Source organism: Haematobacter missouriensis, from assembly GCF_000740775.1.
Lineage (GTDB): Bacteria > Pseudomonadota > Alphaproteobacteria > Rhodobacterales > Rhodobacteraceae > Haematobacter > Haematobacter missouriensis.
The window spans coordinates 62,589-78,774 of sequence record NZ_JFGS01000007.1; the positions used below are offsets into that span (position 1 = coordinate 62,589).

The following is a 16,186-nucleotide window of genomic DNA, read 5'->3' on the forward strand; positions in this document are numbered from 1 at the left end:
CGGCTCAGTTCACATTCACCAAGTAGATCAGAAAAGCGATCACCGCGAGTGGCAGCGCGTAGATTGCGAGCAATCGCCGCGCCCGGGCGGAACTGTCGTAAAGCCGCATCCCGCGCCGCACGAACTCTCGCCGCGCCGGTTTGGGTGCCGACAGCGTCTGCCAGCGCTCTTCCAGCCGTTGCCGGTGGAGCGAGCGGAGATAGAAAATCACCGAGAAATAAAGCGCCGTGCCAATCAGAAAGGACCACACGGCGACGCGGAGCAGGATCAGAAGCGTTGCCATGAGGCGCAGGATATCACGCATCCGACAACCGCCAATGCCCCGATTGCGCGGCGGTTTTTCCCGGACTACCGTGGTGGCATGACCAGTCATGACACACCCTCTCCCCCCCTCTCTGATCGTCTGCTTTCCGCCGTCGCGGCGCGGGAAGGGGAGCTGATCGCCCTCACCCAGGAGTTGATCCGTATTCCCACGCTCAACCCGCCGGGCCGGAATTACCGCGACATCTGTACGTTTCTGGCGGACCGGCTGGCGGCGCGCGGGTTCAGGGTGGAGCTTTTGCGGGCGGAGGGGACGCCGGGGGACAGCGAGGCCTTCCCGCGCTGGAACATGGTGGCCCGGCGCGAGGGGGAGCGCAAAGGCGATTGCGTGCATTTCAACTCCCATCATGACGTGGTGGAGGTCGGCCACGGCTGGACGCGCGATCCTTTCGGGGGCGAGCTGGACGGGCGGCGCATCTATGGCCGCGGCGCCTGCGACATGAAGGGGGGGCTGGCGGCCTCTGTCATCGCGGCCGAGGCTTTTGTCGATACCTGCCCCGACTTCGCCGGAGCGGTGGAGATCTCCGCCACGGCGGATGAGGAGACCGGCGGTTACGGCGGTGTCGCCTGGCTGGCCGAGCGCGGCTATTTCAGCCCGGAGCGCGTGCAGCATGTCATCATCCCCGAGCCGCTGAACAAGGACCGCATCTGCCTGGGCCATCGGGGGGTCTGGTGGGCGGAGATCGAGACCAAAGGCCGGATTGCCCACGGCTCCATGCCGTTTCTGGGCGACAGTGCGATCCGGCACATGTCGGCGGTGCTGGCCGAGATAGAGGCATATCTCTACCCGCTCCTCGCCTCCAAGCGGACGGAGATGCCCGTGGTGCCGGAGGGTGCGCGGCAATCGACGATGAACATAAATTCCATTCATGGGGGTGAGGCGGAGCAGCCTCCGGGGTTCACCGGCCTGCCCGCGCCCTGTGTCGCGGATCGCTGCCGCATCATCATCGACCGCCGTTTTCTCATCGAAGAAGGTCTGGGGGAGGTGAAGGGAGAGGTCAGGGGCCTGCTCGACCGGCTGAAGGCCACGCGGCCCAACTTCGAATATGAGATCCGCGACCTGTTCGAAGTGCTGCCGTCGATGACGGATGAGGGCGCGCCGGTCGTGCGCAGCGTCGCCGCGGCGGTGGCGACCGTTCTGGGCACGCATCCCGAATTCGTCTGCTCTCCCGGCACTTACGATCAGAAGCATATCGACCGAATCGGCCGGCTGAAGAACTGCATCGCCTATGGGCCGGGGATACTTGATCTGGCCCACCAGCCGGATGAATGGGTCGGGGTGGACGACATGCTGGACGCCGCCCGGGTCATGGCGCTCACGCTGGGCGATCTGCTCCGCTGATCTCGCCGGATCGTGAGCGGCGCCCTCTGGCCGAGCGCGCTGTGGAACGGTAGGCGGTTATCCGCTTGATCGGCTACGGTAACCCGTGTCTGATGCGCGCGAGAACGAGGTGAGGGAACGCGGCCATGATGAAACGCCTGAAACTCGCCGTCGCGGCGCTTGTCCTGTCTGCCGGGACGGCTCTGGCGGCGCAGGATACGCTGACCCTTGGCATGGCGCTGGAGCCGCCGAACCTGGACCCGACCGCCGGTGCGGCCGCTGCGATCGACGAGGTGACATACGCCAACATCTTCGAAGGGCTGACCCGTTTCGCGCCGGATGGTTCCATCGTGCCGTCTCTGGCGGAAAAATGGGAAGTCTCCGACGACGGGAAGGTGTACACCTTTACGCTCAATCACAACGTGAAGTTCCATGACGGGACGGATTTCAACGCCGCGGATGTGGTGTTCAGCCTCGACAGGGCGCGAGGGCCGGACTCGACTAATGCGCAGAAGCAGCTTTTCACCAATATCGACAAGGTGGAGGCGCCGGAGCCGTTTCTTGTCCGTATCACGCTGAAGTCCCCGGACGGCAACTTTCCCTTCAACCTCGCCTGGGGCGATGCCGTCATGGTGGGAGAGGAAAGCGCGGCCACAAATGCCACCCATCCCGTGGGCACAGGACCGTTCAAGTTCGTTGAATGGGTGAAGGGCGACCACGTGACCATCGAGCGCAACGTGGACTACTGGGGAACGCCCGCCAAGCTGTCGTCCGCGACGTTCAAGTTCATCGCGGATCCGACCGCGGCCTTTGCCGCCGTCATGTCCGGCGATGTCGATGCCTTCCCGAACTTCCCCGCACCCGAGACGCTGGTCCAGTTCGAGAGCGACCCCCGTTTCAAGGTGCTGGTCGGAACGACGGAGGGGGAGGTCATCCTCGGCCTCAACAATCGCAAGGCGCCGCTGGACGATATCCGCGTGCGGGAGGCGATTGCCCACGCCATCAACCGCCAGGAGCTGATCGACGGTGCGATGTTCGGCTACGGTGTTCCGATCGGCACGCATTTCGCCCCGCACAATCCCGATTATGTCGATCTGACCGAGATTTCTGCCTATGATCCAGAGAAATCCCGGGCCCTGCTGAAGGAGGCCGGGGCGGAGGGGCTGCACCTCAGGCTCGCGCTGCCGCCGCCCGCCTATGCCCGCCGCTCGGGAGAGATCATTGCCGCCGAACTCCGCGCGGTGGGGATCGAGACGGAGATCACCAACGTCGAATGGGCACAATGGCTGGAGCAGGTGTTCAAGGGCAAGGATTTCGACATGACCATCGTTGCCCATGTCGAACCGATGGACATCAACATCTATGCCCGCCCCGACTACTACTTCGGTTACGCCAAGCCGGAATTCGTGACGCTGATGGATACGCTCGCCGCAACCACCGGGCGGGAGGCGCGCTCTGCCCTGCTGAAAAAGGCGGAGACGATGATCGCGGAGGATTTCGTCAACGGCTTCCTGTTCCAGCTTCCGAAAGCAGGCGTCGCGAATGCGAAGATCCACGGCCTCTGGGAAAACTCGCCCACCCCCGCCAATGACCTGACGGCGGTCTATTGGGAGGAGTGATCCCTTGGCGCGCCCTCTCATCCGGCGGGCGGAAGCTGGTGATGAGCCATGGATCCGGGCCTGTGCAGAGCGTGCCTATGCGCGCTATGTGCCGTTGATCGGTCAAAAACCCGCGCCGATGATCGCTGATTTTGCCTGTCAGATCGCGGCGGGACAGGTGCATGTTGCGCTCGGGGACAGCGGGCCGCTGGGCTTCATCGTCTTCTACCCGCAGGGGGACCACATGCTGCTGGAGAATGTGGCGGTCTCACCGGAGGCTGCGGGGCAGGGGGTGGGCGGGGTGCTCATCGCCTTTTGCGAAGCGCAAGCGGCGGGGATGGCGGGTGTGCGCCTTTATACAAACGCGAAGATGGTACGGAATCTGGCGATCTACCCCCGGCTTGGCTATGTGGAAACCGGCCGGCGGCAGGAGGAGGGCTTCGACCGTGTGTATTTCGAGAAGTCCTTTCCTCCTGATCCGCGGTAGCCAACCACGGGCCGAGCGGGTAGGCTTGGCCTGCTGAGGGCTGCCCGTCTTTGCAGGTAGCCCCCGTCTTTGCAGGTCGCCCCGTCTTTGCAGGTAGCCCATGTCCGAAATCCCTTCCGCTCCGGTCACGCCGACCCATGTCGCCTGCATGAAATGGGGCACTGCCTATGGGCCGGAATATGTGAACCGCCTGTATGCGGGCGTCCGCCGCAATGTCACGGGACCGCTCAGGTTCTTCTGCATGACGGACGATGCCACCGGGCTGGATGCCGGAATCGAGGTCCTGCCGCTGGCGGAGGAGCCGTTCTTCCCCGCCATGTTCGCGGAGATGCGGAAGCATGCCTACCACGGCGCACTTCGCAAGCTGTCGCTGTTTCGGGAAGGGGCGGTGCCTGGGTTGAGCGGGCCTTTGCTCATTCTCGACATCGACGTGGTGGTGACGGGGTCGCTCGACGATCTGATGACATGGGAGCCGGGCAAGGTCTGCATGCGGCGGGAATGGACCACGACCGGCTCGCGCGCCTCACGCGGGCATGGCTCGGTGCTCCGCATGGATCCGGCGCTTCATCCCGCGCTTTACGAAGCCATGGCCCGCGACCCGGAGGGGGAGATCCGGCGCTATGTCGGGTCAGAGCAGAGCTATACGTCCGGCACGGCATGGGAAGCGGGCTATTTCGCGCCCTTCCCGGACCAATGGATCGTCAGCTTCAAGCGTGCCTGCCGCCCGCCGCGGCCGCTGAACCTGTTCCTTGAGCCGCGTCTGCCGCGCGACGCGCGGATCGTTGCCTTCCATGGCCGCCCCAAGATCGAGGAGGCCATGCAAGGCTATACGGCGGGAGGGCTGGGCAAGCGCGTCCTGCCGACGCGCTGGCTCCGCAAGCACTGGCTGGGCGAGGGCTGAAGGTCAGCGCCCGACCTGCTCTCTCTCCGGGGGGCGGTCGAAATCCAGCACCGGGTTGATCGGCAGGATGCGGTAGGGATTAATCGTGTCGTGGCTGTAGTGATAGTGGCGCACGATATGGTCGAAGCGTACCGTCTCCCGCACGCCCGGCACCTGATACAGCTCCCGCGTGTAGGGCCAGAGATTGGCGTAGTCCGCCAGCCGCCGCCGGTTGCACTTGAAATGCAGGTGATAGACAAGGTCAAACCGGATGAGCGTGGTGAAGGCCCGCCAGTCCGTCTCCGTCGTTCTTGATCCGGTCAGAAAGCGGCGGAGCGAAAGCAACTCCTCCATCGCGTCCATCGTCTCGAAAACGCCCTCAACGGCGGGATCGTAGGCCTGCTGGCTGGTGGCAAAACCGGCCTTGTAGACGCCGTTGTTGAACCCGTCATAGATAACCGCGTTCAGATCGTCGATTTCGTTCCGCAGGGACGCCGGGCAGTAGTCTGTCGTATTGCCGGTGACCGTGTCGAAGGCGGAATTGAACATACGGATGATTTCGGAGGATTCGTTGGAGACAATCGTCTCCCGCTTCTTGTCCCAGAGCACGGGCACCGTCACGCGGCCCGACACGTCCGGTTTAGCCTTCGTGTAGATGTCGCGCAGGAAGGGAAGGCCGTAGAGCGTATCCCCTGTCGCTCCCGGAAAGTCGGTCGCGAAGGTCCATCCATCCGCCAGCATATCGGGATGGACAACGGAAAGGCCGATATGCTCCGTCAGGCCCTTCAATGCGCGATAGATCAGTGTCCGGTGTGCCCAGGGACAGGCATAGGAGACGTATAGGTGGTACCGCCCGCTTTCGGCAGGAAATCCGCCCTCTCCGCTCGGTCCTGGACTGCCGTCCGGCGTGATCCAGTTCCGGAAACCGGCGGTGGACCTTTTGAACGCGCCCCCTGTCGACTTGGTGTCATACCAGCCCGGCTCCCATACACCGTCTACGAGCTGTCCCATACCGTCTCTCCCGTCGTGAAAACTTCATGGGACAGTAACTTGAAGCTCACGGGAAATGCTTCACATTATTTCATGTCTGTGGAGGGATTGCTCATGGATGTGCTGCCAAGCGAACTTGCGAGAAACCTGCGGGATATGCCCACCCCGATGGAGCAGAGGGTCAAGAGCCGACTCCGCGCCAAGGTGGCTGGACGCATCTATCCGGTGCTGCATACGTGGGAAGGCGGATTTTCCATCGCGGCGGAGGGGGTTGTCCACCTTCGGGGCGCGGTTGACCTGTATGACGGGCACAAGCTCGTTCGGCATTGTCTGATCGTGGCTTCCATCTCCGCAAGTGGAGAACTCATCTGCGAATACAAATTCTCCACCCTTGCGACGAACGCCCCACCCGCAGATTGGGCGCCCGATGAAATGGAGCCTTTGCACAGTGATGAACTGGTGCGGCTTCTGGCTTGATCAGGCGAGGCGGAGCAGACCGGCCCCAACGGCGATCATACAAGCCGCAACAAGGCGTTGCGGGCCGATCCTCTCCCGAAGGATGAAGGCTGCTATCGCGGTTCCGAACAGGATCGACGTCTCACGGAGTGCCGCCACGACCGCCACAGGTGCAAGTGTCATAGCCCAGAGCGCCACGGCATAGGAAACGAGTGTCCCAAACCCCGCCAGCAGGCCCCAGTGCCATCCCTCCCTCACCTGACGCAGAAAGGAGGAGCGACGGCGCAGCAACGCCCAGGCGAGCATGGGGGCGGCGGTAAGGACGAACTCCCACATCGTATAGGAGACCGGCGCCCCGGAAAGCCGCGCGCCGTAGCCGTCGGAAAGCGTGTATCCCGCGATGACGAAAGCGTTTAGCAGCGCATAGCGCAGCCCCGCGCGATTGGTCGATCCACCGGACCACAGCGCCATGCTGAGGATGCCGCCCGCGATCACGAAGATGCCGGACAGCGCGATTCCGCCAAGATGCTCCCCGAGCAGAACCATGCCGACGAGGGTCACGATAAGCGGCGCGGTGCCACGCATGACGGGGTAGGTCTGGCTCATGTCGGCCACCGTATAGGCGCGCGCCACGAGGAAGTAATAGGCCACCTGCAATGCCACGGAGAGGGCCAGGAAGGGCCAGCTTTCCCGTGCCGGAATGGCGAGGAAAGGCATGATCGGCAGGGAAATGATCGCGGCCGCCGCGGCGACCATGACGGCTGTGAGTGTCTTGTCGCCGGAAGCCTTGACGACGGCGTTCCACGCCGCGTGCATCAACGCGGCGACAAGAACGAGGCCGAAGACTTCAGGAGGCATGGATGCGGGGCTTGTGACGGTTCCGTAACGGCCCTAAGCCCCGCGCCCCCTGACTGTCAAGCGGCGGGAATTCTTATTCTGCCACAGCTTTGTCCAGAACCGCCTTCATGTCGGCAAGGGACATGTTGGAATGCTTCTCGCCATTGATGATGAAGGTCGGGGTGGAGTTGATGCCATCCGCCTGCGACCGCTCCGAATAGGCCTTCACCAGCGCTTCCGCGGTGGCCTGATCATTCAGGCAGGCATTGACCTGCTCGTCGTTCAGGCCGCCGGCACGCGCGATCCCGCGCAGGTTTTCCGCGACCACCGCAGGATCGTCCGACCCGGCCCACTCGCGCTGCTTGGCGAAATAGGTCTTGGAGAAGCCGTAATAACGCATGTCTCCCCCGCAGCGTGCCACCATCGCGGCCCAGAGATCGTAGCGGTTGAAATAGACCTCGCGCTGGATGAACTTCACCTTGCCGGTGTCGATATACTCCTTCTTGATCTCCGGGAACACGTCGTTGGAGAAGGCCGCGCAGTGCGGGCAGGTGAAGGAGGAGTATTCGATGATCGTCACCGGTGCGTCTTCATTGCCCATGACGATATCGCGTGCGGGATCTGCCGCCGGAGCCGGGGCAGCGGTTTCGGCGGCCTGCGCACGGGCCGCGCCCGTATCGGGAAGTGCCGCCGCGCCGAACCAGAAGGCACCGGCAAGGGTTGCCATCGCAAGGGCGGAAAGGGTGGTCTTCATCGTCTTCCTCATTTTCCGAATGTGCTGTCTTTGCCGGGAGCGCGGGCGATCACGTTCTGCCCAAGCCGCTCCAGCGCGGCGCGAAGCCCCTCGTCCTGCACGCCGCCCGTGGCCTCCGCGGCGCGGCGGGTGATCTCCGGTGCGGGCTGGGGCTTCTGCGGGGATTGAGGGGTAGTAAAGGCGACATGCCCATCGGCAAAGCCGGTGGGTGCCGTCTGGGTGATCGAGATGCGCGACACGGCGGAGTAGCCGTAGCAGGCATTCACCCGGGTGATGATCGAAGGCAACTGCATCTGAAGCATCTGCGCCTTTGCTCCCGTCGTCAGCAGCGTCAGCGTTGCGCCAAGGCCCTGCTGGCCGTAGGACATCTTGACGGGCCGTGCCATTCCGGCGATCTCCGGCCCGACGATTTCCGCCCAATGGGTGAGAAGACGCGCGACAGCGAAGCCACGCTTCTCTCCCGCCTGCCGGATGCGTTCGCCTAGAAGGCCCGCGGCAGGCTCGAACCCGCGCATCCGGCGGGAGGGGGGGGAGAAGGACGGTTTCGTCTTGCGCGGCATCTTTGCTTTCCGGGTCTGAAGCCTATTCTAAGGCAGCGAAGCGGCGACGCACCAGTGGAAGCGACGGAGTTGACGGAATTTTGCGCGACGTGAGACAGGACTGGACACCGGACGATCTCTCGGCGGCGCTTCTTGAGTGGTATGATCGACATGCCCGTGTCATGCCTTGGCGCATTGGACCGGCCGAAAGGAAGGCTGGCGTTCGGCCCGATCCCTACCGCATCTGGCTGTCCGAGGTTATGCTCCAGCAGACGACTGTGGTGGCCGTGCGCGACTACTTTCGGCGGTTCACCGATCGCTGGCCGGATGTTGCCGCGCTTGCGGCGGCGGAGGATTCGGCCGTGATGGCGGAATGGGCGGGGCTTGGCTACTACGCCCGCGCCCGGAACCTGCTGAAGGGCGCACGAGCCGTCGTGGCGGAGCACGGTGGTCGCTTCCCCGAAACGCGGGAGGGCCTTCTGACGCTGCCGGGTGTCGGCCCCTATACCGCTGCCGCCGTCTCCTCCATCGCATTCGATGCGCCGGAGGTGGTGGTGGATGGTAATGTGGAGCGGGTGATGGCGCGGTTGTTCCGGGTGGAGACGCCGCTACCCCCCGCGAAGCCTGAGCTGACGGCGCTGGCCGCGCGGCTCACACCCGCGAAGCGGCCGGGTGACTATGCTCAGGCGGTGATGGATCTGGGCGCCACGATCTGCACTCCTCGAAGCCCTGCCTGCGGCATCTGCCCCTGGCGGGAGCCATGCGTCGCCCGTGCAGAGGGGGTGCAGGCGGAGCTGCCACGCAAGCTGCCGAAAGCGGCAAAGCCGGTGCGGCGGGGGATCCTCTATCTCGCACGGCGGACGGACGGGGCATGGCTTCTGGAAACCCGGCCGGAAAGCGGGCTGCTGGGCGGCATGCTGGGGTTTCCCGGCACGGACTGGACGGTGGAGGAGCCGCAGGACGCACCCCCCGTCGCTGCGGAATGGCGCGATCCGGGCGGAGAGGTGCTGCATACCTTCACGCATTTTCACCTGCGCCTCGCCCTGCGCGTGGCAGACCTGCCCGAGGCGGCGGAGCCGATGCGCGGGCGCTTCATGCTGCTCAGCCCCGCGCATCTGCCCACGGTGATGCGCAAGGCCTATGACCTGATCCGCGCGGATCAGGACAGCGCCACTGGAGAAGTCCAGGCGAGCCCTTCGAACCGGAGCGGAAAGACAACCCGGCGCAAGTGATGCTCCACCATCTTCCGCCCCTGCGCCAGCGCGCGCGGGTCAGGCGAGACGAGGACGACATCCAGCCCCGCTTCGACGGCTCGGAAGGTCAGGTGTCCGAAAGGCATCAGGGCGTCGGCGCGGCTGCGGTCATGGCTGACCTCTCCCGCTCCGGCGAACAGCATGGCGATTTCCGGCAGGCGTTTTGCGGCGTGCGGCAGGCTGAAATAGGTCGTTGCGGTGAACATGTCTGATCTCTCCCGACCGGTGGGAGTCCAGACATGGGAAGGCGAAGGGTCAATGAAAAGACCCCGCCATGGCAGCATGGCGGGGCAGTTGTGCCACGGCGATCGGTCCGCCGGCGGCACTGGCGACAGGGGACGGAGGGTCAGCGGTCGCTGATCATCTCCGCACGGATTTGCTGGCGAAGGAGGTCGATCGGGATCATCTGGCCTTCGCGCTTGAAGTGCCAATAGGTCCAACCGTTGCAGGAGGGCGCGCCTTCCAGCGCCGCGCCGACCTGATGGATCGAGCCTTTCACATCGTTTCCAATGAGGGTGCCATCTGCCCTCACCTTGGCCGAACGGCCGTTCGCAGAATAGAGCTGTTCGCCGGGGCGGAGCATGCCGCGCTCCACCAGTTGCCCGAAGGGCACACGCGGTTCCGCCCGCTTTGAGCCGGACACTTCCAGCGCGGCACTTTCCAGCGGGCGGACTCGGTCGATCCGTGCCTTCGCCGCTTCGATATAGGCAGACTCCCGCTCGATGCCGATGAAATCCCGTCCCAGCATCTTTGCCACGGCGCCCGTCGTGCCGGTGCCGAAGAAAGGATCCAGCACTACGTCGCCGGGATTGGTCGTGCCGATCAGCACCCGGTGAAGCAGCGCCTCCGGCTTCTGCGTGGGGTGGGCCTTGGCACCGGTGTCGTCCTTCAGCCGCTCGCCCCCGGTGCAGATCGGGATGACCCAGTCCGACCGCATCTGGACACCTTCGTTCAGCGCCTTCAGCGCCTCGTAATTGAATGTGTATTTCGCGCCTTCCGACCGGGACGCCCAGATCAGCGTCTCATGGGCATTGGTGAAGCGTTTGCCGCGGAAGTTCGGCATCGGGTTTGTCTTGCGCCAGACGACATCGTTCAGCACCCAGTACCCGGCATCCTGAAGCGCGGTGCCGACGCGGAAGATGTTGTGATAGGAGCCGATGACCCAGATCGACCCGTTGGGCTTCAGCAACCGCCGGGCGGCGGAGAGCCACTCCCGCGTGAAACGGTCGTAGGTCTCGAAACTGGAGAACTTGTCCCAGGCGTCGTCCACCGCATCGACGCGGCTGTTGTCCGGCCGGTGCAGGTCGCCGCGGAGTTGCAGGTTGTAGGGCGGATCGGCAAAGACCAGATCAATGGACCCTGCGGGGAGGGCATTCATCGCCTCGATGCAGTCCCCGGCGATGATCTCATTGAGCGGCAGGCTGGCGGCCTGTCGGCTGGTGGTCTTCGTCATTACTCTTGCCTCTTGTACGACGGCCTTCTTGGGACCGTTCCGTTAGGCAAAAAATGGCGAATCAGCGAATCGCCGTCAATTTGTTTATTGAGTCAAGGTGTTGTTGAAAGGTCTTGATACAGGATGTTGTGGACAGGCTTGAAGGAACGCCGATGATGTGGGGTCGGCCCCAGTGTCCGCAGCGCTTCCAAGTGCGCGGCAGTGGAGTATCCGGCGTTTCTTTCCCATCCATAGCCCGGATACTGTTGCGCCAAATCCACCATGATCCGGTCACGCTCCACCTTTGCCACGATGGAGGCAGCGGCGATGGAGAGCGATATGGCATCTCCGCCGATGATCGCCTCTCCCCGGATGGCGAGGTCGCGAGGCAGCATGTTGCCGTCGATCAGGGCGTGATCACACCCGCCCGGCAGAGCAACCAGTGCACGGCACATCGCGATGTGGCTGGCGCGGAGGATGTTGTGGGTGTCGATCTCCTCCACCGTCGCATGGGCGATGGCCACATCGGCGCAGTCTAGGATGCGGAGGGCCAGTTCCTCCCGCTTGTCCCGCGTCAACTTTTTGGAGTCGTTCAGGCCCTGAGGAATGCAATCGGGCCGGAGGCGCACGGCCGCTGCCGTCACCGGCCCGCAGAGCGGCCCGCGCCCCACTTCATCCACGCCTGCGACACGCAAGATGCCCTGCGCGATGAGGCAGAGTTCAAGCCGGAAATGCGGGAGGGATTCGTCAGCGCCGTCCATGCGGCTCAGAAAGACCATGCGCGGCGGCTGTGCAAGCCCGGATGGGCGCCCGGCGCACCGCGCTCGTCAGGTTTTCAGCTCTCGCCTGGCCGGAGTTTCTCGAATACATCCCGCACCACGGCGTAGTCGCGATAGCCCATGCGGGCGAGCGGATGGAACACCTCGGGCGAGAAACGTCCGTCGATCAGGCAGGCATCGTTCAGGTGGATGCCTGTCACCTCGCCCAGGACCAGAAAGTTGTTCTGACCACGCAGGGGCATGATCTCTGTCATCCTGCACTCCAGTGTCGCGGGCGTGCCGACCACGCGGGAGCAGGGGATCGTCACGCAATCCTCCCGCGCGACGCCGGTCGCGGCGAATTCGTCCACTTCTCGGCCGAAGGGGGCGGAGGAGGCGCTGACGGCGTCGAGCTGCGCCTCGCCGGTGATGTTCACGCAAAAGACACCGGTTTCGCGAATGTTGGAAAGCGTGTCCTTGCCTTCCTCCCGGTCAGGCTTTCGGCCGGTGGAGGCAAACATGACCTGGGGGGGAACATAGGCCACGAGGTTGAAGAACGATTAGGGTGCGAGGTTCTCCGATCCATCCACGCCACGCGTGGAGATCCAGCCGATCGGGCGCGGAGTGACGATGGCGTTCAGCGGATTGTGCGGCAGGCCATGGCCCTCGGCAGGGGTGTAGAACATAGAGTCTCCGTTGCGTTCAGCCTGGATCCTTCTTAGAGCGTCGGAAAACGATTGCCAGCCCGAAATCTAAGGGCGGCGGGAAGGGGCAGCGCGCATGTTCAGGCTGACGGAAGAAACCCCGGACGATCTGTGGGAGGTGGAGGCACTCTACGACCTGTGCTTTGCGCCCGGGCGGACGGCGCTGTCCTCCTACCGGCTGCGCGACGGGGTTCAGCCGGTGGCGCCGCTCTGCCTGTTGCTGCGGGACGAGGTGGAGAACGTGTCCGCCGCGATCCGCTACTGGCCGGTGCTGGTGGGGGGGCACCCGACGCTGCTGCTTGGCCCCGTCGCGGTCCACCCTACGCGGCAATCGGAGGGATTGGGCGGCCTTCTTATGCGCGAGAGCATGGGCGAGGCGCGCCGGATGGGCTGGAGCCGTATTCTGCTGGTGGGGGATGCGCCCTATTACCGCCGCTTCGGCTTTTCCCGTCGCGCCGATGTGGTGATGCCGCCGCCGACCAACCCGGAGCGGGTGCTGGGCTTCGAGCTTGCGCCCGGCGGCTGGGGCGGCGTCGGCGGAGAAGTCACGCGCCATGAGGGCCCCGTCATTCCCGAGTGATCCGCCCTTGAAAGCGGGGCGGCGGCGGGCCAGATTCCCAGCCATGACACACGCGCGCGACGACGACTCCCTGAAATCGGCTTCTCCCGTGGAAGACCTTCCCGGCGAGCGGAGCCATGACCTCCCCCCGCACGTGAAGGCGGAGGTCGAGGCGCTGGCCCGTCGCCAGAAGGAGGCCGGTTCGCTTCTCCTGAGCCTTGTCAATGCCGCTGGCGGCGTTGTCGAGAACGGGCTGGAGCGCCTTCCCGACGGGGTGAAGGATCGCATCGAAAAGGTCACACGCAAGGGATTGGAGCGGGCCTACAGGCTTGCGGCCCGCACCGGCGGCGGAAAGGGGCCTTTCGGGGCGGGGGCGCACCGCGCGGCTGCGACGCTCTCCGGTGCGGTGGGTGGCATGGGCGGCATCGGCACATCCCTCGTGGAACTGCCTGTCACCATCACCGTGATCTTCCGCGGCCTGCAACGGATCGCGGCAGAGAACGGCTTCGATCCACGCGATGAGCGCACGCTGCTCGACTGCCTTCAGGTGTTCGCCAGCGGTGGGCCGCTGAAACTCGATGACGGTGTGAATACCGCGTTTCTTACCGCCCGGTTCACCATCACGGGGCCGACGGTGCAGCGCCTTATCGCCAGCGCGGCAGCACCCTTCTCCGTGGTGCTGGGCCAGAAGATCGCGGCGCAGAGCGTTCCGCTGATCGGCGCTGCGGCGGGCGCTTCGATCAACTTCGCCTTTGTCGGTTATTATCAGGAGATGGCTCGGGTGCGCTTCGGCCTGAAACGCCTTGCGCGCGACAACGATCCGGTGGCGGTCGCCGCCGCCTTTGCCGCCGCGATGGAGCCGAAGCGGCTTAGTTGACGGGTCGCGGGGAGGTTGCCTCCGGTGACCGGCAGGTGGCGGTGATCTTTGGGCGCTGCCCCGAAAGCTGCGGTTCTGGAGATGGCGGCACAGGTCGCCTGCTCTGCGGGCGGCTCCCCCCGAAGGCGGCATTTCAGCGACAGGGCACCTCCCGCCCCGTGCTAGTCCTTTAACCCGGCGAGATAACTCATCACCATGGGCCGCACGCTCTGCGCGCCCTCCGCCTGCGCCTCGGCGATCACACCGGCGAGGTCGGTGAGGTTGGTGCGGCGCAGGAGATGCTTCACCGGGCCGATGGAAGCGGGGCGCATGGACAGCATGTCCAGTCCCATGGCAGCGAGGCACGCAGCCTCCACCGGCCGTCCCGCGTCCTCACCGCAGAAGGACAGCGGTGTGTCGATCTCGCGGCAGCGCTCCACGATCCGGGCGATGAACCCGAGAAACTCGCTGGACAGCGTGTCATATCGGCGGCGAACCCGTTCATTCTCCCGGTCGGCAGCGAAGAAGAACTGCTTCAGGTCGTTGCCACCGATCGACAGGAAATCCACCTGCTCGAAGAATTGCCGTGGGGCGAAGGCGAGACTCGGTGTTTCCAGCATCGCGCCGATTTCCAGCCGCGCGGGCAGGACGCGGTTCAGCCGGGCCTCTCGCGCCATTTCCCGCATCAAAAGCTCACGCGCTTCATAGAATTCGCGCGGATCGGCAATGAAGGGAAACATGATGCTGAGAGGACGCCCCGCCGCTGCGCGGATCAGCGCCTGCAACTGCATCCTGAGCACACCGGGCTTGTCCAGCCCGACACGGATCGCCCGCCAGCCAAGCGCGGGGTTCGGCTCATCCTGCGGCTTCATGTAGGGCAGCACCTTGTCTGACCCGATGTCGAGCGTGCGGAACACTACACGCTTGCCCTTCGCCGCATCCATCACGCGGGAGTAAAGCCGCGCGAGCTGCTCCCGCCCCGGCACGTGGCTGCGGATCAGGAACTGCAACTCCGTGCGGAACAGCCCCACCCCTTCGGCGCCGGAATGGGTGAGGGAGGGCAGGTCGGCCATCAGCCCGGCATTCATGTGCAGCGCGATCCGCCTGCCATCCTTGGTCAGCGCGGGCAGGGGGCGCAGGTCGGCATAGCGTTCGAGCGCCTTTGCCTGCATCGCGATCTTGTCGCGGAAGGCGGCGGCGATCGTTTCCTCAGGGCGCAGGTGCACCAAGCCCGAGTCGCCGTCCACAAGGATCGGATCGCCGTTCAGCGCTTCCGTGACGATGCCTTCGGCGCGGATAACGAGCGGGATGCCCCACGCGCGCGCGACGATGGCGGCATGGCTGCCGACGGAGCCTTCCTCCAACACGACCGCCCTCAGCTTGCGGTCATATTCCAGAAGCTCGCCCGGCCCGATGTTGCGCGCGATGAGCACCGGGTTTTCCGGCATCTCGGCGCCGGTCTCCTGTCCCTGTCCCGTCAGGATGCGCAGCAGCCGGTTCGAGAGGTCGTCTATATCGTCCAGCCGCTCGCGCAGATACTGGTCCTGCGATTGTTGGAGCCGCGCCCGTATGGTGGACTGCTCTTTCTCCACCGCGGCCTCGGCGGAAAGTCCGCGGTCGATGTCCTCCTCCATCCGGCGCCGCCAGCCGCGGGAGTTGGCAAAGAGGCGGTAGGCCTCCAGAACCTGCTGTTGTTCCTTGTCCGCCGCCCCGATGGCCTGCATCATCCGGTCCACATCTGCAGACAGCCGCTCCACCCCGGCGCGCAGGCGGGCCTTTTCACGGCGGGGGTCGTCATTGACAGGGTTTGTGATGACCACGCGGGGTTCGTGAAGCCAGACCCGCCCCTCGGCCGCGCCTTCCTGCCCGGTGGCGCCGCGGAACACTTCCGGCCCCTGATGCGGGGCCTGTAGCGCCTCCCCCTCACCGATGAAGGCGCCAAGTTCGGACATCTCCGCCAGAACCATCGCCACGACTTCCAGCGCGTAGAGCTCATCCTCCGAGAATTCGCGCGCCCGTTTCGATTGCACGACCAACACGCCCAGCCGGTCGCCCAGCCGTTGCAGCGGCACGCCGAGGAAGGAGGAATAGATCTCCTCCCCCGTCTCCGGCATGTAGCGGAAGCCCTTTTCGGCGGGGGCATTGGCGGTATTTATGAACTTGCCCGTTTTGGCGACCCGGCCGACAAGCCCTTCGCCAAGGCGCATCCGCGTCTGGTGGACCGCTTCCGGGCGGAGGCCCTGCGTGGCGCACAGCTCCAGCGTGTCGTCATCCCGGAAAAGATAGACCGAGCAGACCTCCGTCTTGAGAGAGGAGGCGATGAGGCTCGTCACCCGGTCCAGCCTTTCCTGCCCCGCCGCAGGAAGCGCCAGGGTATCGCGAAGGCGCCGCAACAGCTTGCGGCTATCACTCTCGCTCAGGTCGGGCATCGCACTCCGGTC

At 64.8% G+C, this 16,186-nt stretch carries 17 protein-coding genes and 1 pseudogene; 8 read left to right on the forward strand and 10 right to left on the reverse strand.

Annotated features, from left to right (window positions below; all coding sequences use genetic code 11):
- Positions 1-4 precede the first annotated feature (4 nt).
- Entirely contained in the window at positions 5-304 is a 300-nt protein-coding gene (locus CG51_RS07750) for a hypothetical protein (protein ID WP_088238990.1), read from the reverse strand.
- Between the two features lie 57 nt (positions 305-361).
- On the opposite strand from CG51_RS07750, the gene CG51_RS07755 reads away from it, so the two are divergent.
- The 4 genes from CG51_RS07755 (at position 362) to CG51_RS07770 (ending at position 4,628) form a co-directional block, all read left to right on the forward strand.
- Positions 362-1,663, forward strand: coding sequence for an acetylornithine deacetylase/succinyl-diaminopimelate desuccinylase family protein (locus tag CG51_RS07755; protein ID WP_035743675.1), 1,302 nt, complete (start codon positions 362-364; stop codon positions 1,661-1,663).
- A 125-nt stretch (positions 1,664-1,788) separates the two neighbouring features.
- Complete coding sequence (locus tag CG51_RS07760) at positions 1,789-3,261, forward strand: ABC transporter substrate-binding protein (RefSeq protein WP_035743676.1); 1,473 nt, start codon at positions 1,789-1,791, stop codon at positions 3,259-3,261.
- A gap of 4 nt (positions 3,262-3,265) precedes the next feature.
- On the forward strand, positions 3,266-3,727 hold the full coding sequence (locus tag CG51_RS07765) for a GNAT family N-acetyltransferase (protein ID WP_035743677.1): 462 nt from the start codon (positions 3,266-3,268) through the stop codon (positions 3,725-3,727).
- 100 nt (positions 3,728-3,827) lie between these two features.
- Positions 3,828-4,628: a hypothetical protein gene (locus CG51_RS07770; RefSeq protein WP_051930233.1), complete on the forward strand. Its 801-nt coding sequence runs from the start codon at positions 3,828-3,830 to the stop codon at positions 4,626-4,628.
- Positions 4,629-4,631: 3 nt separating this feature from the next.
- Here CG51_RS07770 and CG51_RS07775 read toward each other — a convergent pair whose 3' ends face one another.
- Positions 4,632-5,618 (reverse strand): glutathione S-transferase family protein, encoded by a 987-nt coding sequence (locus CG51_RS07775; protein ID WP_035743678.1) that lies wholly within the window; start codon positions 5,616-5,618, stop codon positions 4,632-4,634.
- A gap of 93 nt (positions 5,619-5,711) precedes the next feature.
- Between CG51_RS07775 and CG51_RS07780 the strand changes: the two genes are divergently transcribed.
- Positions 5,712-6,074 carry a hypothetical protein gene (locus CG51_RS07780; RefSeq protein ID WP_143412913.1) on the forward strand — a complete coding sequence of 121 codons (363 nt, stop codon included), beginning with the start codon at positions 5,712-5,714 and terminating at the stop codon, positions 6,072-6,074.
- Here the strand turns inward: CG51_RS07780 and CG51_RS07785 are convergent, their stop codons facing one another.
- The 3 genes from CG51_RS07785 to CG51_RS07795 form a co-directional block, all read right to left on the reverse strand.
- The gene (locus CG51_RS07785; protein ID WP_035743679.1) at positions 6,075-6,911 is read right to left on the reverse strand and encodes an EamA family transporter; all 837 of its coding nucleotides are present in this window, start codon (positions 6,909-6,911) and stop codon (positions 6,075-6,077) included.
- A 73-nt stretch (positions 6,912-6,984) separates the two neighbouring features.
- Positions 6,985-7,644: a DsbA family protein gene (locus CG51_RS07790; RefSeq protein WP_035743780.1), complete on the reverse strand. Its 660-nt coding sequence runs from the start codon at positions 7,642-7,644 to the stop codon at positions 6,985-6,987.
- Between the two features lie 8 nt (positions 7,645-7,652).
- Complete coding sequence (locus CG51_RS07795; protein ID WP_035743680.1) at positions 7,653-8,204, reverse strand: DUF721 domain-containing protein; 552 nt, start codon at positions 8,202-8,204, stop codon at positions 7,653-7,655.
- Positions 8,205-8,284: 80 nt separating this feature from the next.
- On the opposite strand from CG51_RS07795, the gene mutY reads away from it, so the two are divergent.
- Complete coding sequence (gene mutY / locus CG51_RS07800) at positions 8,285-9,415, forward strand: A/G-specific adenine glycosylase (protein ID WP_269845359.1); 1,131 nt, start codon at positions 8,285-8,287, stop codon at positions 9,413-9,415.
- Here mutY and CG51_RS19985 read toward each other — a convergent pair.
- The 4 genes and pseudogenes from CG51_RS19985 to CG51_RS07820 all read right to left on the reverse strand — a co-directional run bounded on the left by CG51_RS19985 (position 9,343) and on the right by CG51_RS07820 (position 12,312).
- Positions 9,343-9,642, reverse strand: a complete 300-nt coding sequence (locus CG51_RS19985; protein ID WP_088238989.1) for a DUF2218 domain-containing protein — start codon at positions 9,640-9,642, stop codon at positions 9,343-9,345. The two genes, mutY and CG51_RS19985, sit on opposite strands and share 73 nt — an antisense overlap.
- Before the next feature lie 140 nt (positions 9,643-9,782).
- Entirely contained in the window at positions 9,783-10,889 is a 1,107-nt protein-coding gene (locus tag CG51_RS07810) for a site-specific DNA-methyltransferase (RefSeq protein ID WP_035743682.1), read from the reverse strand.
- A 92-nt stretch (positions 10,890-10,981) separates the two neighbouring features.
- Entirely contained in the window at positions 10,982-11,647 is a 666-nt protein-coding gene (locus CG51_RS07815; protein ID WP_416171640.1) for a ribonuclease HII, read from the reverse strand.
- A gap of 56 nt (positions 11,648-11,703) precedes the next feature.
- A pseudogene (locus tag CG51_RS07820) lies at positions 11,704-12,312 on the reverse strand (flavin reductase family protein).
- 94 nt (positions 12,313-12,406) lie between these two features.
- Here CG51_RS07820 and CG51_RS07825 point away from each other — a divergent pair.
- The gene (locus CG51_RS07825) at positions 12,407-12,910 is read left to right on the forward strand and encodes a GNAT family N-acetyltransferase (RefSeq protein ID WP_035743683.1); all 504 of its coding nucleotides are present in this window, start codon (positions 12,407-12,409) and stop codon (positions 12,908-12,910) included.
- A gap of 43 nt (positions 12,911-12,953) precedes the next feature.
- Positions 12,954-13,766, forward strand: a complete 813-nt coding sequence (locus CG51_RS07830) for an EcsC family protein (RefSeq protein ID WP_035743684.1) — start codon at positions 12,954-12,956, stop codon at positions 13,764-13,766.
- 161 nt (positions 13,767-13,927) lie between these two features.
- On the opposite strand, the gene ptsP is transcribed toward CG51_RS07830, so the two are convergent.
- Positions 13,928-16,174, reverse strand: coding sequence for a phosphoenolpyruvate--protein phosphotransferase (gene ptsP, locus CG51_RS07835; RefSeq protein ID WP_035743685.1), 2,247 nt, complete (start codon positions 16,172-16,174; stop codon positions 13,928-13,930).
- Positions 16,175-16,186: the final 12 nt, after the last annotated feature.

What these genes read in the sequence shown, in the direction of transcription:
- CG51_RS07750 (WP_088238990.1), bottom strand. Translation starts at nt 304, where the DNA reads ATGCGTGATATCCTGCGCCTCATGGCAACGCTTCTGATCCTGCTCCGC.
- CG51_RS07755 (WP_035743675.1), top strand. Translation starts at nt 362, where the DNA reads ATGACCAGTCATGACACACCCTCTCCCCCCCTCTCTGATCGTCTGCTT.
- CG51_RS07760 (WP_035743676.1), top strand. Translation starts at nt 1,789, where the DNA reads ATGATGAAACGCCTGAAACTCGCCGTCGCGGCGCTTGTCCTGTCTGCC.
- CG51_RS07770 (WP_051930233.1), top strand. Translation starts at nt 3,828, where the DNA reads ATGTCCGAAATCCCTTCCGCTCCGGTCACGCCGACCCATGTCGCCTGC.
- CG51_RS07775 (WP_035743678.1), bottom strand. Translation starts at nt 5,618, where the DNA reads ATGGGACAGCTCGTAGACGGTGTATGGGAGCCGGGCTGGTATGACACC.
- CG51_RS07780 (WP_143412913.1), top strand. Translation starts at nt 5,712, where the DNA reads ATGGATGTGCTGCCAAGCGAACTTGCGAGAAACCTGCGGGATATGCCC.
- CG51_RS07785 (WP_035743679.1), bottom strand. Translation starts at nt 6,911, where the DNA reads ATGCCTCCTGAAGTCTTCGGCCTCGTTCTTGTCGCCGCGTTGATGCAC.
- CG51_RS07790 (WP_035743780.1), bottom strand. Translation starts at nt 7,644, where the DNA reads ATGAAGACCACCCTTTCCGCCCTTGCGATGGCAACCCTTGCCGGTGCC.
- CG51_RS07795 (WP_035743680.1), bottom strand. Translation starts at nt 8,204, where the DNA reads ATGCCGCGCAAGACGAAACCGTCCTTCTCCCCCCCCTCCCGCCGGATG.
- CG51_RS19985 (WP_088238989.1), bottom strand. Translation starts at nt 9,642, where the DNA reads ATGTTCACCGCAACGACCTATTTCAGCCTGCCGCACGCCGCAAAACGC.
- CG51_RS07810 (WP_035743682.1), bottom strand. Translation starts at nt 10,889, where the DNA reads ATGACGAAGACCACCAGCCGACAGGCCGCCAGCCTGCCGCTCAATGAG.
- CG51_RS07815 (WP_416171640.1), bottom strand. Translation starts at nt 11,647, where the DNA reads ATGGTCTTTCTGAGCCGCATGGACGGCGCTGACGAATCCCTCCCGCAT.
- CG51_RS07825 (WP_035743683.1), top strand. Translation starts at nt 12,407, where the DNA reads ATGTTCAGGCTGACGGAAGAAACCCCGGACGATCTGTGGGAGGTGGAG.
- CG51_RS07830 (WP_035743684.1), top strand. Translation starts at nt 12,954, where the DNA reads ATGACACACGCGCGCGACGACGACTCCCTGAAATCGGCTTCTCCCGTG.
- ptsP (WP_035743685.1), bottom strand. Translation starts at nt 16,174, where the DNA reads ATGCCCGACCTGAGCGAGAGTGATAGCCGCAAGCTGTTGCGGCGCCTT.